The organism is Marisediminitalea lipolytica (genome assembly GCF_001758465.1).
Lineage (GTDB): Bacteria > Pseudomonadota > Gammaproteobacteria > Enterobacterales > Alteromonadaceae > Alteromonas > Alteromonas lipolytica.
Genome location: NZ_MJIC01000015.1, coordinates 549751 through 564120 on the forward strand (window position 1 = coordinate 549751; position 14370 = coordinate 564120).

The 14370-nt window shown below is 48.7% G+C and carries 14 protein-coding genes; 8 read left to right on the forward strand and 6 right to left on the reverse strand.

Features of this window, described 5'->3' with window-relative positions; all coding sequences use genetic code 11:
* Positions 1-61: 61 nt before the first annotated feature.
* From BFC17_RS16980 to BFC17_RS16990, 3 genes are all read left to right on the forward strand, one after another.
* Positions 62-1861 (forward strand): protein-arginine deiminase domain-containing protein, encoded by a 1800-nt coding sequence (locus BFC17_RS16980; protein ID WP_070177667.1) that lies wholly within the window; start codon positions 62-64, stop codon positions 1859-1861.
* A gap of 350 nt (positions 1862-2211) precedes the next feature.
* Positions 2212-3171 (forward strand): ketopantoate reductase family protein, encoded by a 960-nt coding sequence (locus BFC17_RS16985; protein ID WP_070177668.1) that lies wholly within the window; start codon positions 2212-2214, stop codon positions 3169-3171.
* 252 nt (positions 3172-3423) lie between these two features.
* Positions 3424-3948, forward strand: a complete 525-nt coding sequence (locus tag BFC17_RS16990; RefSeq protein ID WP_070177669.1) for an acyloxyacyl hydrolase — start codon at positions 3424-3426, stop codon at positions 3946-3948.
* A gap of 17 nt (positions 3949-3965) precedes the next feature.
* On the opposite strand, the gene BFC17_RS22635 is transcribed toward BFC17_RS16990, so the two are convergent.
* From BFC17_RS22635 to BFC17_RS17000, 3 genes are all read right to left on the reverse strand, one after another.
* Positions 3966-4130, reverse strand: a complete 165-nt coding sequence (locus BFC17_RS22635; protein ID WP_175439592.1) for a hypothetical protein — start codon at positions 4128-4130, stop codon at positions 3966-3968.
* Between the two features lie 170 nt (positions 4131-4300).
* Complete coding sequence (gene fghA, locus BFC17_RS16995) at positions 4301-5134, reverse strand: S-formylglutathione hydrolase (protein ID WP_070177670.1); 834 nt, start codon at positions 5132-5134, stop codon at positions 4301-4303.
* Positions 5135-5211: 77 nt separating this feature from the next.
* Positions 5212-6339, reverse strand: coding sequence for an S-(hydroxymethyl)glutathione dehydrogenase/class III alcohol dehydrogenase (locus BFC17_RS17000; protein ID WP_070177671.1), 1128 nt, complete (start codon positions 6337-6339; stop codon positions 5212-5214).
* A 120-nt stretch (positions 6340-6459) separates the two neighbouring features.
* On the opposite strand from BFC17_RS17000, the gene BFC17_RS17005 reads away from it, so the two are divergent.
* From BFC17_RS17005 to BFC17_RS17015, 3 genes are all read left to right on the forward strand, one after another.
* Positions 6460-7338: a LysR family transcriptional regulator gene (locus BFC17_RS17005; protein WP_070177672.1), complete on the forward strand. Its 879-nt coding sequence runs from the start codon at positions 6460-6462 to the stop codon at positions 7336-7338.
* A 232-nt stretch (positions 7339-7570) separates the two neighbouring features.
* Positions 7571-8377 carry a tetratricopeptide repeat protein gene (locus BFC17_RS17010; RefSeq protein WP_070177673.1) on the forward strand — a complete coding sequence of 269 codons (807 nt, stop codon included), beginning with the start codon at positions 7571-7573 and terminating at the stop codon, positions 8375-8377.
* Positions 8378-8498: 121 nt separating this feature from the next.
* Positions 8499-8816 (forward strand): hypothetical protein, encoded by a 318-nt coding sequence (locus BFC17_RS17015; RefSeq protein ID WP_139142113.1) that lies wholly within the window; start codon positions 8499-8501, stop codon positions 8814-8816.
* A 16-nt stretch (positions 8817-8832) separates the two neighbouring features.
* Here BFC17_RS17015 and BFC17_RS17020 read toward each other — a convergent pair whose 3' ends face one another.
* The 3 genes from BFC17_RS17020 to BFC17_RS17030 all read right to left on the reverse strand — a co-directional run bounded on the left by BFC17_RS17020 (position 8833) and on the right by BFC17_RS17030 (position 12384).
* Positions 8833-9591 (reverse strand): glycosyltransferase family 25 protein, encoded by a 759-nt coding sequence (locus BFC17_RS17020; protein ID WP_070177675.1) that lies wholly within the window; start codon positions 9589-9591, stop codon positions 8833-8835.
* A gap of 217 nt (positions 9592-9808) precedes the next feature.
* The gene (locus tag BFC17_RS17025) at positions 9809-10813 is read right to left on the reverse strand and encodes an MDR family NADP-dependent oxidoreductase (RefSeq protein WP_070177676.1); all 1005 of its coding nucleotides are present in this window, start codon (positions 10811-10813) and stop codon (positions 9809-9811) included.
* Positions 10813-12384 (reverse strand): FAD-binding oxidoreductase, encoded by a 1572-nt coding sequence (locus BFC17_RS17030; RefSeq protein ID WP_070177677.1) that lies wholly within the window; start codon positions 12382-12384, stop codon positions 10813-10815. Before BFC17_RS17030 ends, BFC17_RS17025 begins: the two co-directional genes overlap by 1 nt.
* Positions 12385-12674: 290 nt before the next feature.
* Between BFC17_RS17030 and BFC17_RS17035 the strand changes: the two genes are divergently transcribed.
* On the forward strand, positions 12675-13472 hold the full coding sequence (locus BFC17_RS17035; RefSeq protein WP_070177678.1) for an alpha/beta fold hydrolase: 798 nt from the start codon (positions 12675-12677) through the stop codon (positions 13470-13472).
* A gap of 157 nt (positions 13473-13629) precedes the next feature.
* Positions 13630-14310 carry a hypothetical protein gene (locus BFC17_RS17040; RefSeq protein ID WP_070177679.1) on the forward strand — a complete coding sequence of 227 codons (681 nt, stop codon included), beginning with the start codon at positions 13630-13632 and terminating at the stop codon, positions 14308-14310.
* The last annotated feature ends 60 nt before the right edge of the window (positions 14311-14370 follow it).

Consider the following 14370-nt stretch of genomic DNA (forward strand, 5'->3'; position numbering starts at 1 on the left):
GCATGTTAGATAGCGGTAAACGCGACATCTCATTCACTACAGGTAAAAGAAGAAATCCAGGATGAACAATAATTTCAGTAAATTAACCTTAGCCATTTTAGGCGCCTCTTTTATGTTGGTTGCCTGCGACGGTGCGCCTACTGCGCAAGAGTCCGTTAGCTCGACTTTTATTCTTGGCGACTCGAATCGTGATGGTATGGTTGATATTGCCGGAACCAGCGATATAACGGACAAACACCAGGCGAGTATCATCGCCGGCGCGATTGTGTTGCCAAATATCGGTGATAGTGAAAATCGCTGTGCAGATTCAGGTTCTGCCTTGTCAGATGAAGCGCTGGAAGCCTGTCATGATGCACAGGACAATACCCCACGTGCTAGCCAGAACTTTGCACCAGTCAGGTTATTAGCCTTACCAGAAGGCACTCAATCGGCCAGTATTAGTGTTAATGCCAGCAGTAAAGCCCAAACACGCGTATTTATTCAACGTAACAGCAAGTGGCAATACCTGGAGTCTGGTGCCGCATTTACCGCAGAGGAAATTAAACGGGGTGCTACACTGGGCGTGGATGCCAGGGATGTGGTCAGAGACAGCCAGCAGTGGGATGGTGTAATTGAACTTACTGTCACAGCGGAAACAGCGCAGGGAACTCAACAGGATTCGCTGATGATGCAGGTTGCACCCGTAGTGACGTTTAACCATACCGAAGATGCCGACATTGTACTGTCATCTGAGTCGGGCGATAGTGCTAATCACCAAGGCTTTATTAAAGACTTGCGCGCCGGTGTTGCCGCCTCCGGGCTTGGTGAGCCGGTAAAAATAATGACAACAACCGACAACTGGGCTCAGGACTATGTTGAGTTTGGCTATGTGTCTATGCCTAAACCTGACGGCGAACATGCAGTGATTAAGATTGCGCTTCGTTCATCTCAGCCGGGCCGGGTTGGTGGCCGGGCGGTGTTTGATTTTAAAGGGCCGGGATTCGGCGCGGTTCAATTAGGTGGTGTGGGCTATCACCAGGTTGATTCGTTTGGCAACCTGGAAACTGTACCGCCCTATTCACTGAATGGCGTCACCTATCCGGTAGGCAGAATTATTTATGGTGATGCCGGGGATGGTATTTCGCCGCATAAAGACTGGCGTACTTTCTTCGCGAGCCAGAAAGTGCAGGATCCTATCGTACTGGATACGTCATGGTTAGCAATCGGGCATGTGGATGAATTTGTGCAGTTTGTGCCTGCCGATACACCGCGTGGCTGGAAAATGACGATCCTTAGTCCGAAAGCCTTAATTGCTATATTAAAACAGGCCCAGGCGGACGGTTATGGTGATGTAAAAGCGTACTCAAAGGCTGATTACTCCGATAAAACCATCAATGATTTACTCAGCAATGCTAAGTTAATGGAAGATAATCAGTTTGCCCAGGCAAAAATTGACGAAAACAGAGCGCTACTGGTACGTGAGCTCGGCCTTAGCGATGATGAAATTATAGAGATCCCGGGGATAGTAAAACAGGCATTTGTCGACCCGGAAGACCTGCGTGATTTTCAGCTAATCGATTACGTCCAGCCAGCCGCTGATATGGAAATAACCTATGGCCCGGGCAGGCTGCTTTCAGCTCACCCTGGTGCTATTAATGGTATTGTCATTGACGAGCACAACTATATTGCGCCTAAACAATTTGGTCCGGTTATCGAGGGTAGCGATATTTTACAGCAGGCGGTCACTTCTGCGTATCAGTCCGCAGGCCTGAAAGTGCATTACATCGACGACTGGCTTACCCACCATGCGATAGCCGGTGAGGTTCACTGCGGAACTAATACCATTCGCGAAATCGGCAGTCTCTGGTGGCGCACAAAGTAATACGACTAATCACTACATTAGCTTGCTTTTAACGGGAAGCTCTTAATAACTTGTAGGTACAAATCCCTGTTCAGACGTAACAGGGATTTTTTTGCCTTTAAAAAGTCGTCAAGAATTGTACGTCAACATCCGGATTAGAAGAGACTTTACCAATCTGTTGCTGTGGTTCTGACCTGGATGACTAAGCTATTGCCGCTATCTGTTCGAATCCGGTAAGAAATTTTTACTAGCATGCTATTTGTCTTCGGTAATACGGGATTGTCAGATATAGCGTTGTCAGTATTGGTAGTTGAACATCGCAAAAACTCCCATTAATGTGTGAGTAATAACTAATACTTGTAAGACAACCAATGAATGTACTGATGATGGGCTGCGGCGCGATTGGCAGCTTTTATGCCGAGCGCCTGGCCTCTGCCAAAGTAAATGTCTCGGTAACGGCGCGTGGCGAGCACCTGAAAGCGCTTAAACAAAATGGTCTTACCGTGGTACACGATGGTGAAGTCCGTCATCACGCTTTGCCGGCTTATTCCCATGCTGAGTTAAAGGAAGCGTGTAAGGCTGATGACTTTGACGTTATCGTAATAGCGCTGAAAGCCACTCAGACACAAAGTGCGCTGGCTGAACTTGGCAGTTGGTTTCAAGCGGGCTCATGCCCGGTATTGTCAGTGCAAAACGGGGTGGATAATGAGCCATTACTGGCAAGTTATTTAGGCTCTGAGCGGGTGTGGGGAGGCTTATCGGTGCGCAGTGGCGGCGAAATATCGCAACCAGGTGTTGCCACCACTACAGGCATTTATAAAATTATTTTAGGGCCCTGGCCTGCCAGTGATACGCTGCCCGCAGCGCTAACTGAACTGGCACAACACTGGTTGGATCAAGGGGTGCCGCTGGAGCTAAGCCATGACATTCGTAAAGAGTTATGGCGTAAGTTAATCGTTAATTGTGGGGTAAACCCATTGTCTGCCGCGGAGCAGCTAAAAACCTACGATCTCACACATCGCCCGGAGCTGGCTAAGCAAGTGTATGGTGCAATGCAGGAAACTGCCAGGGCTGCGAGCTATGATGCAGTTGCAATAACGCCGGATGAAGTGGATGAGATGTTTCAGCTAATCAAATCCTTTAACTCCATTAAAACGTCGATGTTAATTGATTTTGAAAAAGGCCGGGAGCTCGAAATCGACGCCATTATGGGGAGTGTCATTGTGCGTTGCCGGTTGTTGGGTAAACCGGCGGAGATCACTGAGTCGTTATGGCAAAAACTTACACCAAGGCCGCTACCCCAATCCCTGACGGAGTTATTTCACTATTAGCAGCATCGTACTAAAACTAATTGCAAGTTAATTACTACGCCGAAAAACAGGACGTTGATCGTAGCTTTATCCTGTTGATTGGTTACTTATCGTCTTGTCTGTTCAGTCGTAAAACGGATGCTTAGCAGATATAACAAAACTGTTAAGATCATTCTGTATGGTAGATTGTTTGCGAGATTTTATAGCAATAAACATCCATATTAATAGGATTTAAAATGTGTGACTCAACTAACACACTAAAAAGATCCTATTATGAAAAAATTATTACTGACCTTAGTAATTACACTCCTGCCGGGTTTTAGTTATGCCGGTAACTTTGGTTATTCGGTTGACTACATTCACGGTGAAGGCGACGTGGATGGAATTAAGCTGGCCGCCAGATATAACGCCGGTGCTTTTGATGCCATCAGTGAAGATATTCGCCTGTTTTGGGAAACCAGCGTAAACCTGTGGGAATATGGCGAACATGATGCCCACGACAGTAACTTTGTGCTGGCTATTTCACCGGTACTGGTTAAGCAAATTGGTGATATAAATCAGGCGCCGGTATTTTTAGAAGCGGGTATTGGCGTGTCGTTTATTGATGATACTTACTTTGCCGGTAAGAATGTCAGCACCCACTATCAGTTTGAAGACCGGCTGGGCCTCATGATGCAATTTGGTAAAAACAATGAGCATCATGTTTCTGTAAGATATTTTCACTATTCCAATGCCGGCTTAAAAGAGCCAAACCCCGGTCTGGACTTTATTGCGTTGTCTTATCAGCAAGAGTTTTGATTAGTCCGGATACACTATCAGCGCTGTACGAGTAACTGTGCCTGAGCCTCGTTCTTCGCAGTTACCTGCGGTTTTTTCTGCGCTGCACCGTGTTGGCTGTGGTAATTAGAATAGGCCATAAATACGGTAAGCGATAACATGCCCACTAATGCTGCAGCTCTGTAATGGCGGGTCTTTTTCATTGCAGCAACTTCCTTTTCCTGATCGTCATAAGTTTAATTTAGAGCTAATCAGGTGGACGGTAAACCACTTAAGGGTGTGGCAAATTATAAGTAGTTATTCAGCCTGAAACCTTTTCAGAGCAAAAAAAAGGCCGCCTCGCAGGCAGCCTTTGTAATCAAACGTCGTTTATTCAGAAATGATCGGCATGGAAGCGCAGATGATCGGCAATAAACGAGGCAATAAAGTAATAGCTGTGATCGTAGCCTTCATGCTGACGCAGCGTGAGCGGATACTGATTGGCTTCAGCCGCTTGTTGCAGTGCTTCCGGTTTTAACTGTTCACTCAGGAAACTGTCGTCCAGTCCCTGGTCAACCAGCATTGGCACCTGCTCTTTGGCGTCGTTAATCAGGCACACTGTGTCATGGGCTTGCCAGGCTGCTTTATCATCGCCCAGATAGGCAGTAAATGCTTTCTGGCCCCACGGACAGTTAACCGGATTGGTGATTGGGCTAAACGCCGATGCCGAGGTAAACATGCCCGGGTTTTTAAGCGCAATGCTTAATGCACCGTGACCACCCATAGAGTGACCGGCAATCGCACGGGTTGACGAAACCGGGAAGTTTTCTTCGATAATCGCCGGTAACTCTTTTACCACGTAGTCATACATGTGGTAATGAGTAGCCCAGGGCTGCTGGGTGGCATTTACGTAAAAGCCTGCACCTTTGCCCAAATCATAATTATCGTCGTCTGCCACGTCATCGCCGCGTGGTGAAGTGTCTGGCGCGACAATGGCGATGCCCAGCTCAGCGGCAACACGTTGTGCACCGGCTTTTTGCATAAAGTTTTCGTCGGTACAGGTCAGGCCCGAAAGCCAGTAAACCACCGGCACTTTAGTGCCGTTGCTGCACTGCGGCGGCAGATAAATCGCAAATCGCATGGTACAGCGGTTGACTTCAGAGCGATGGGTATACTGCTTATGCCAGCCACCAAAGATCTTATTACAACTGATATTTTCTATTGTCATGTTACTTTCCAATGTCCAAAGAAAAAACTACCCCGCCGCCCGGATTGTGGGTCGACTGCTGGCGGCGGGCGCAGTTATTAACTGTTGTAATGAATTACGCTGCGGATGCTCTTACCTTCGTGCATCAGGTCGAAGGCTTCGTTGATGTCTTCCAGCGGCATGGTGTGGGTAATAAAATCGTTCAGAGCGAATTTACCGGCCAGGTAATCTTCTACGATACCCGGTAATTCAGAACGGCCTTTTACGCCACCAAAGGCAGTACCACGCCATACACGACCAGTGACTAACTGGAACGGACGGGTAGAGATTTCCTGACCGGCACCAGCAACACCGATAATAACCGACTCACCCCAGCCTTTGTGGCAACACTCTAGTGCCGAACGCATTACATTCACGTTACCAATACACTCGAATGAGTAGTCCACACCGCCGTCGGTCATTTCAACAATCACCTCCTGGATAGGCTTGTCGTAGTCTTTAGGGTTGATGCAGTCTGTTGCGCCCAGCTTCTTAGCCAGCTCAAACTTAGACTCGTTTAAGTCGATACCGATAATACGGCCTGCTTTGGCCATAGCTGCACCGATAATTGCTGACAGGCCGATACCGCCCAGACCAAAGATAGCGACGGTATCGCCTTCCTGTACTTTGGCGGTTTTGGTTACCGCGCCCATACCGGTGGTAACACCACAACCCAGCAGACACACTTCTTCCAGAGGCGCAGTCGGGTTTACCTTAGCCAGTGAAATCTCAGGCAGTACGGTGTACTCAGAGAACGTAGAACAGCCCATGTAGTGGAAAATTTCTTTTCCGTTACAGGTAAAGCGGGTAGTGCCGTCAGGCATCAGGCCTTTACCCTGGGTTTCACGCACTGCGCTACACAGGTTGGTTTTGCCTGAGGTACAGAATTTACACTTACCACATTCTGCAGTGTAAAGAGGAATAACGTGATCGCCCACTTTCAGTGAGGTAACGCCCTCGCCCACAGACTCAACGATACCGCCACCTTCGTGGCCTAAAATCGCCGGGAAAACGCCTTCCGGATCATCACCTGATAATGTGAAAGCATCGGTATGACAAACACCTGTGGCAACAATTTTTACGCGCACTTCACCGGCTTTCGGTGGTGCAACCTGCACTTCTTCAATGCTTAACGGTTTGCCCGCTTCCCAGGCAATCGCTGCTTTACAGGTAATCACATCTGCCATATTTCAAAATCCTCTTGGTTATCATAAATATTATGTCTGTTCATTGTAGACCTGATAGAATCAGTAACAATAGCTAAATTATGCAAATCACTTTTACCATATGGTAATAATTGGGGATTTATGGCGAACTGGGAAGGGATTAATGAGTTTGTGGCGGTGGTGGAAGCGCAGAATTTTACCCTGGCGGCCAAACGGTTGGGCATGTCTACGGCGCAGGTTTCTCGGCAGGTTGCAAAACTGGAAAACCGCTTAAGCACAAAATTACTTAACCGCACCACCCGGGTGGTGGCGGTAACCGACTCTGGTGAGACATTCTACCGCCACTGCAAACCTATTCTGGAAGAGCTCTCGGCCGCCGAAAAAGTGGTGACTGACCTGCAGGCCAAGCCTACCGGAAAGTTAAAAATGACCGCCCCGGTTACCTACGGAGAAAGGGTAATCGCGCCAATCGTTAATGACATTTCGGCTGCCCATCCGGACCTCGAAATTCACCTTTCCCTTACCAACCAGGTGGTGGATTTGATTCACGATGGTTACGACCTGGCGATTCGCCTGGGCGAGCTGGAAGACTCGTCGTTAATTGCTCGCCGCTTATCCAGTCGGGCATGGCATCTTGCCGCTTCACCAACCTATCTGGAAAAGCAGGGTACGCCGCATTCGTTATCAGAATTGCCGAATCACCAGTGTATTTTAGGTACCTCAGGCAACTGGAAATTTAACCGTAACGGTAAAACCGAGATCGTGCGGGTTAAACCTCGATTACGTTGCAACAGTGGTGTGGCGTTAATAGACGCGGCGCTAAAAAACCTCGGCATTATTCAATTGCCGGATTATTACATCAGGCCTTACCTTGAGTCGGGTGAACTGATTGAATTATTACCCAATCAGCAGATAGCCCGGGAAGGGATTTGGGCGTTGTATCCGCCTACCCGGCATCTGTCACCCAAGATCAGAATGGTGATCGATAGCCTGGTTAGCGGTATTAGCAAAATTCATTAATGAGAATAATTATTATTTGCAATTGGTTTTTTAAGAGGTTACATTAAACGCGTACGTAGTTTTAATAGTGTCTCTTAACTCTATTAGAATCCTTTGCAGCAGGCCCTCATCCACTGGCCTGCTTTTTTTTGCCTGTTTAACACGGCCTGGCCAAAAAAGGCCTAAAGTAGGAGATCATCTGTTTTCATTTTGTCTTAGGCTTAGGTAATAAGGTTGAGGTAACAGGTGAACTATGCGCAATATTATTCCTGCATGTCTGCTCATGCTGTCGGTAGCCGGATTTCAGGCCAGTGCCGAAGAACGTCTTTCTGATGAGTTTGTTAGCGCTCAGCCCAGAGTTCAGCTCTATATGGCCTATGCCGAGTATAAAATGGCAAACTACACGCTGGCCCACGCCATGTGGCAGCACATCGAAGGGGCCGGAAAATCAGAAGCCTTGTTTAATCTGGGGATCCTTTATGAGCAGGGGAAAGGCGTGGAATCTAACCTGACTATAGCCCGTGATTATTATCTGCAGGCAGCAGAGGCGGGCAGTCGCGCTGGGGCTTATCAGGTAGGGCTAATGGCGCTTGAACACCCTGAATTAGTAGCAGTTGAAACCGCACGCCATTGGTTGATGGTCGCCGCACTGGATGGCGATGAAGACGCCGGGCGATTGTTGCAGTCACTTACCGACGACGATGCCGCAGACAGCGACCCCATGTTAAGCGTAAAACGTTTGCTGATGCGCGGCGAAAACGAGCAGGCACTTACCCAGCTTATTCATCTTAGTGAACAGACTCCCCCCAATTACGCGGCAATGACCGAACTGGCCTGGTTATACGAAACCGGATTAGCGGTGGAACGGGATTTGGAAAAAGCTGCAGCGTTGTTTTCCCGGGCTGCCGAGGCTGGTAATGCTAAAGCGCAGTATGCTTTGTCTGTTATGTATGCCACCGCCGCGGGTAAGGCGGAAGACGCCCGGTTGAGTCAGCATTGGCTGAGTTTATCTGCGGCGCAGGGCTATAAGCCTGCCGTTGCTCAGCTTGAGAATAATTAAAGTGTTCCGGGTTGTGGAAAAAATAACCAGAAACAGATAACTTAAGAAGGTAGCTAACAGTAAAGGATGACACAGTATGCACAGGGGATTCAGCCTTAAACTGTTTAAGGTGGTTTTAGTTGTGACTAGCGGGGGATTGTTAAAGTCTGCATGGGCAGAAACGTTTTACTGCTCGGCGCTGGCGATTGAAGGTGACACATACTACTTCTCCCCGGTATTTGAAGGTAACAGCGAGAACCTTGAATGTTACACCAATGCGTTAGATGAGCATCTGGAAGGAAAAGGTGATTACTCCTTTAGCCCTTCGTGTATGTTTGAAGACGAAAAAGCCATGCTGGTTGATTACTATCAAGCGGATATTGCCGACAGTAAAGCAATCTTTGGCAAGGTTCGAATCCTCAACTGGCTGCCGTCCTGCGCGGATAACAGTAGCCTGTAAAAGCCGTTAACAACCTTTACGGTTGTAATTCCAACTTATCCACATCGCCGGATTTACTGAATTTACGGATCCGCCACAGTTGCCAACGGTAGCGAATGTTGCGCCAGAATGTGGTGCCGCTTTTACGGGTACCGCCGCCAATTTTGTCAATTTCACTATCAAACTCCTTGTTAGCTGAGAGCCGGTAAGGTTGGGTGGCGAACACGCTAAGGTTGAGCTCAGGGTAAAACTGCAAATCAACATCTACCGGTCGGAAAAAGCGGCGTCGGCTAAGCAGTTTTTTCGCGCCACTCAGGGTGATCGCATAGCCAGTGGTGCAATTTGGGACTTTGGCAAAGTTAACCAGCGAATAGCCATCACCTAAATCAAAACGTTCATCGCCTTCACAACCCCGGCGGGCCGCCAGTTTTATCATATCCCAGTGCTTAACCTGTGCGATTTTACTGATAACTTCGCCAAATTTAGGATCGATAATAATGTCGTCCTCAATGATTACGGCGACTTCAATTTGCTCATCGACCATCCGTTGCCATAGCGTTCGATGGCTAAGATAACAGCCGATTTCTCCCCGTGAGATAGGCCGCCTGAAAAAGGCTTTGTTAGCCTGCTCATCATAGCAGGCCGCTATTTCTTCTTCACTGAGCGCTTTACCGTTGACGGCACTAAAACGCTCGGCAGTCAGCCCTGCGCGTTGGAGCTGTTCGGTGGCCGAAACCAGTCTGTCGGCGCATTTGTCGAGGTTTATCAGCCAGATTGGCGGTAATTCACAAGTCATGTTTTTTTCTTAACGTTTTTAATACAAAAAGTGTAACCTAAAAACGTATCGAAATAAAAACTGACTGCAAGGCAGGGGGTTAACCGCAATTTCAGCTGGAACAGCCAGGGGGCAAATTTATCCACAAGCCGCAACAAAAAGCCGACCAAATCACTAATTAAGTGGTCGGCTTGTGAGTTTACTCAAACGAAATGTAATGGTGGGGCAAAACCTGTTATCAGGCGATTTTTACCAGCACCTTACCAAAGTTATCACCGGAAAGCAGATCAACAAATCCCTGGCCGGCGTTGGCAAGTCCTTCTACTACCTGTTCGCGGATCTTAATTTTTCCTTCACCAACCAGCGATGCACAGGCTTCAATAAATTCCGCCCGGCGAGGCTCAAAGTCATATACCACCAAACCGAACACCGTGGCGCGGGATTTAATGATATATACCGGCGATGGCCCCGGGGGCGGAGTGCTGGTGGTGCGGTTGTAGTCGGCTGCCAGACCACACAGGATCATACGCGCACCTACCGCCAAACGCTGACTGCACAGCTCTAAAATATCACCGCCAATTAAGTCGAAATAAATATTAATGCCATCAGGGCAATGGGTATCCAGCGCCGTGGCAAGGTCTTCCTTGTGTCGGTCTATGCACACATCGGCACCGAGTTCGTTAACGGCAAAATCGCACTTGTGCTGACCGCCGGCAATGGCGACTACGCGGCAACCGTGCTGCTTAGCCAGTTGAACCACCATCGAACCCACGGCACCCGTTGCAGCAGCAACTACAACAGTATCGCCCGCTTTAGGCTGTGCCTGCCAGATTAAGCCTGCGTAAGCGGTTAAGCCCGGCATACCTAAAATAGACAGCAAATAAGGCGAGTGCTCTACGTTATCCGGCACTTTGGTCAGCGCCGCTGCAGGCAATGCAGCATAGGCTTGCCAGCCACCAAAACAGCGTACTTTGTCGCCCGCTTTAAAATCGGCTGAATTGGACTCTACCACCTCGGCAATGGTCTCGCCTTTCATGGTGTCGCCGGGCAGCACTGCACCAGAAATATGGCGCGCACTGATTTGGCTGCGCATGTAAGGGTCCAGCGACAGCCAAAGGTTTTTCACCAGCACCTCGCCTTCCCCAATGGCTGGCAGATCGGCTGGTACGGCTTCAAACTGGTCGGCAGTTGGCATGCCTACCGGCGTTTCTTTAAGGATAACTTTAGTGTTGTTTAACGCCATTATTTTGCCTCCAGGCCAAGGGTGCCAGGGTTAAGCAGACCTTTCGGATCCACTTGTTGTTTAATGGCCTCAACCAGTCTTAATGCTTCTGGTTTTACCTGCTCATGATACGGGTACGACTTACCCAACTGCATGTGCATGGTGCCAAAGCGGGTAAAGATCTCGATAAGCCCCTTACGCAGTTCATACACTTTAGCGGTGGCGTCCGGGTTAGGATCGTGCTCTTTGAGTTTGCTCAGATGCTCTTTTTCTACCGCATGTTTGTGCAGTTCGTTAAGGGCTTCCGGCCAGAAGAATACCGGCTCGATAACTGTAACGCTGTTACCAATGGTGGCAAACAGGTAGCCGCAGCCAATCTCGTACTTTTCGATATCCTCGGCGTGCTGTTCGTACAGTTCGCCAATGGCTTTAAATACATCACGAACTTTAGAATGCGGCGCTACACAGTGCACGGGTAACCAACGCTCTGCTTCCGGGCCAATCATGGAGTTGACCGGGCCAAACGGATTGGCGCGCATAATGGTTGGAATACTGTTTTCAATTTCGCGCAGGCCATGTTCTTTGGCCAGTTCGCGAATGGCTTTTTCTTTGATAGCTGCCAGTTCGTCGTAGCGTTCTTCAACCAGGGTATGAATAGAAAACTTCACGTCTTTCATATAACCACGGCCAGCCAGTGCCACTTTTGCGCCGGCTTTAAGAGCTTTACCAAAACCACCGGCAGCCTTCATTACGCCACCAAGGGCTTTAAAATCTTTCGCCAGACTTTCACGCTTTAAGCGCTGCCCTTGCAGGAAGGGGTCAAAACCACAGACTTCGGTAGCCAGTTGCTGACGCGACACTTCGCTGGCAAAGGCGAGTAGTTGATCGCCGGTTTCAGCAGCAAAGGATAAACCACGACGAGCCGGGGTTTGTGGAATAAGTTTTAAGGTAACGGTGGCTTTAAAGCCTAACGCGCCGCAGTCACCCACGAATAAGCCGGTTAAATCCGGGCCAAAATGGCGATACCACGGAGTACCGTTTTTATGCGCGGCACTACCGGTGTCCAGCACGCTGCCGTCGGCCAGTACTATCGACATAGACACCACAGAGTCCGCCGATGGGCCGTAAAGCGCTGAACCCCAGAATATACAGTTTTGCGACAGGCCACCGCCTACCGTGGCATACACGCCGGATAAGGTGCCCCAGAACGGTGTACGGAATCCTGTGTCTTTTAATGCGTTGTGCAGATCCTGCCAGGTACAACCGGCTTGCACGGTGACAAACATATCGTCGGTGTTTATTTCGACCACTTTGTTCATCATTGAGGTGTCCAGCAGTATGCTGTTTTCGTATTTAGGCACGTAACCTGAGGTATAAGACATACCACCACCACGAGGTACCACCGGAATATCTGCATCAACAGCCGCTTTCACCACGGCAGCAAGCTGCTCTGTTGACGTTGGACGAACAACGGCAAGGGCAGCCGGTCCGCGGGTAAATACATCGGTAACATAGAGTTGGCGGCTCAATTCATCAGTGAGCAGGTTATCTTCACCAACGATGGCTTTGAGGTTCTGAATAATATCAGACATGGTGTAAACTCCTTGGAAAACGCACCATTGAAAGCCAACCTGAGGTTGGGTTCTGGACGATCGGCGGAATGCCTAAAGTATAATGACCTAACATTATAACAAATGTTGTTTAAGATCCAGCTTCTAATCCTGCTGAGATAATTTCAATATGGGTATGACAATTATCAAAGAAGTCCCTTTCAGGCAGCTCTACCATCGTTGATTATGCGCCAGAGCTGTTCATTACAGAAGGTTATCTGGCATAACCACGCTGGGTTTTATCCTGGCATCGTTACAAAATGGAAGTCATCATGCGTAAGTGTTATCTGGATTTGCCTGAAGGGCAGTTACATTATCGAATTGCGGGCACCGGCAAACCGTTGTTTTTATTGCATCAGTCGCCCATGAGCGGAGTAGAGTGGGATGACATCATTCCACTGCTAAGCGATACCTTTACCGTGGTTGCGCCGGATATGGCTGGCCATGGCCAGTCTTACGAGCCAGAATCCATGAGCATGGATGTGATCACCGATGCCACGGTTAAACTGATTGATGCTCTGGGCTTTGATAAAGTGTTTCTGGCCGGTAACCATTCTGGTGGTGCGCTGGCGTCGTCTGTTGCAACCAAGTACCCGGAGCGGGTAGAAAAGCTGGTTATTTCCTGCGAGATGCTGATCACCAAAGCGCAAATCGAAGGTTTTCTTACTGCCATTAAAAGCAAACCGCTTTCCCGGGATATCCCCATGGATACCGAAGGTAAGTTTATTGCCGAAGCCTGGTTACGTTATGCTGCGCTGGCACCCACTGCGCCACTGGAAGTGCGTTACAAGCCCTTCATTAATGGCCAGTTAGCCCGATTACGTAAATATGATATTCACGAAATGATCATGAACTGGATGGCATCGGAGCAATGGCCGGAACAAATTGGCTGCCCCACGCTGGTGTTCAGCGCTGAACACGATTTATTCTACAGCGAAGAACTGCTTGCTACCGGCCCAGAGCGGATTAAGGATTGCCAGACTGCGGTGGTAACTGACGGTGGTGCCATGTGCACTTTTGAGCAGCCTGCGCAGGTTGCCAGGATTCTGCGCGACTTTTTCAGCGCCTGATTGTAAGCATTAATCACTGCCAAAGCCCGCTATCTGTGCGGGCTTTTTACTTTCAGCCAAACAAAAGTCGCGATCCTTTGATTTTTGTTAAGGAGCGGCAAACGCCGAAAACTTACTCTGGTTGCATCTTCTATAAACAATAATAGTGAATCAGCAAATGGGAATTACTGAACTTGCCGTTTTAAAATGGGTACACATCCTCGCTATGGTCTACTGGTTAGGTGGCGAATGGGGTGTTTTTCAAACCTCGTACAACATTGTAAATCGAAAGCTGCCGATGGCAGAGCGACGCCGCCACATGGAAACGGCTTATCGCATTGATATTCTTGCTCGTAGCGGTATTTTGTTACTGTTCCCGCTGGGTTTTCACATGGGCTACTTCTGGGGTGTTCAGCCTTTCGGTGGTATCGCGCTGACCATTAGCTGGGTGTTCTTTATTGCCTGGTTAATCCTGTGCTGGTCTGCGTTTATTTATCGCGAAACCGATCGCGGTATTATGCTGACTAAGATTGATGAGCGTATTCGTTTTGTGTTTATTCCGCTTATCCTGATTTGTGCTATCAGCTCACTGCTCGGACACGGCCCGTTTAACGCTGAAGTCGGCCAAAAATGGTTCTCAGTTAAAGTATTACTGTTCTCTTTCATGCTGATGATTGGCCTGCACCTGCGCTTTGTTATGCGTGAGTGGACCGAGATGTTCCGCATTCTGGCCCAGGGCGAAAACGACGAAGTCGAAACCCGCTTAGAAAAGTCTATCCGTATTTCGCGCTACATGGCTTATGTGTACTGGATTGGCATTTCAAGTGTAGCCTTTATTGGTGCAACCAAACCCTTCTAACCGTGCCCGGATTGAAGCAGAGCTAGTCCAACCTTGCTCTGCTTCTGTTTCTACATTTTT

Bases quoted from the DNA above. Each gene is read 5' to 3' on its own strand.
- BFC17_RS17030 (WP_070177677.1), bottom strand. From the start codon at position 12,384: ATGTCTGATATTATTCAGAACCTCAAAGCCATCGTTGGTGAAGATAAC.
- BFC17_RS17040 (WP_070177679.1), top strand. From the start codon at position 13,630: ATGGGAATTACTGAACTTGCCGTTTTAAAATGGGTACACATCCTCGCT.
- BFC17_RS16980 (WP_070177667.1), top strand. From the start codon at position 62: ATGAACAATAATTTCAGTAAATTAACCTTAGCCATTTTAGGCGCCTCT.
- BFC17_RS17010 (WP_070177673.1), top strand. From the start codon at position 7,571: ATGCGCAATATTATTCCTGCATGTCTGCTCATGCTGTCGGTAGCCGGA.
- BFC17_RS17020 (WP_070177675.1), bottom strand. From the start codon at position 9,591: ATGACTTGTGAATTACCGCCAATCTGGCTGATAAACCTCGACAAATGC.
- BFC17_RS16990 (WP_070177669.1), top strand. From the start codon at position 3,424: ATGAAAAAATTATTACTGACCTTAGTAATTACACTCCTGCCGGGTTTT.
- BFC17_RS17035 (WP_070177678.1), top strand. From the start codon at position 12,675: ATGCGTAAGTGTTATCTGGATTTGCCTGAAGGGCAGTTACATTATCGA.
- BFC17_RS22635 (WP_175439592.1), bottom strand. From the start codon at position 4,130: ATGAAAAAGACCCGCCATTACAGAGCTGCAGCATTAGTGGGCATGTTA.
- BFC17_RS16985 (WP_070177668.1), top strand. From the start codon at position 2,212: ATGAATGTACTGATGATGGGCTGCGGCGCGATTGGCAGCTTTTATGCC.
- fghA (WP_070177670.1), bottom strand. From the start codon at position 5,134: ATGACAATAGAAAATATCAGTTGTAATAAGATCTTTGGTGGCTGGCAT.
- BFC17_RS17025 (WP_070177676.1), bottom strand. From the start codon at position 10,813: ATGGCGTTAAACAACACTAAAGTTATCCTTAAAGAAACGCCGGTAGGC.
- BFC17_RS17005 (WP_070177672.1), top strand. From the start codon at position 6,460: ATGGCGAACTGGGAAGGGATTAATGAGTTTGTGGCGGTGGTGGAAGCG.
- BFC17_RS17000 (WP_070177671.1), bottom strand. From the start codon at position 6,339: ATGGCAGATGTGATTACCTGTAAAGCAGCGATTGCCTGGGAAGCGGGC.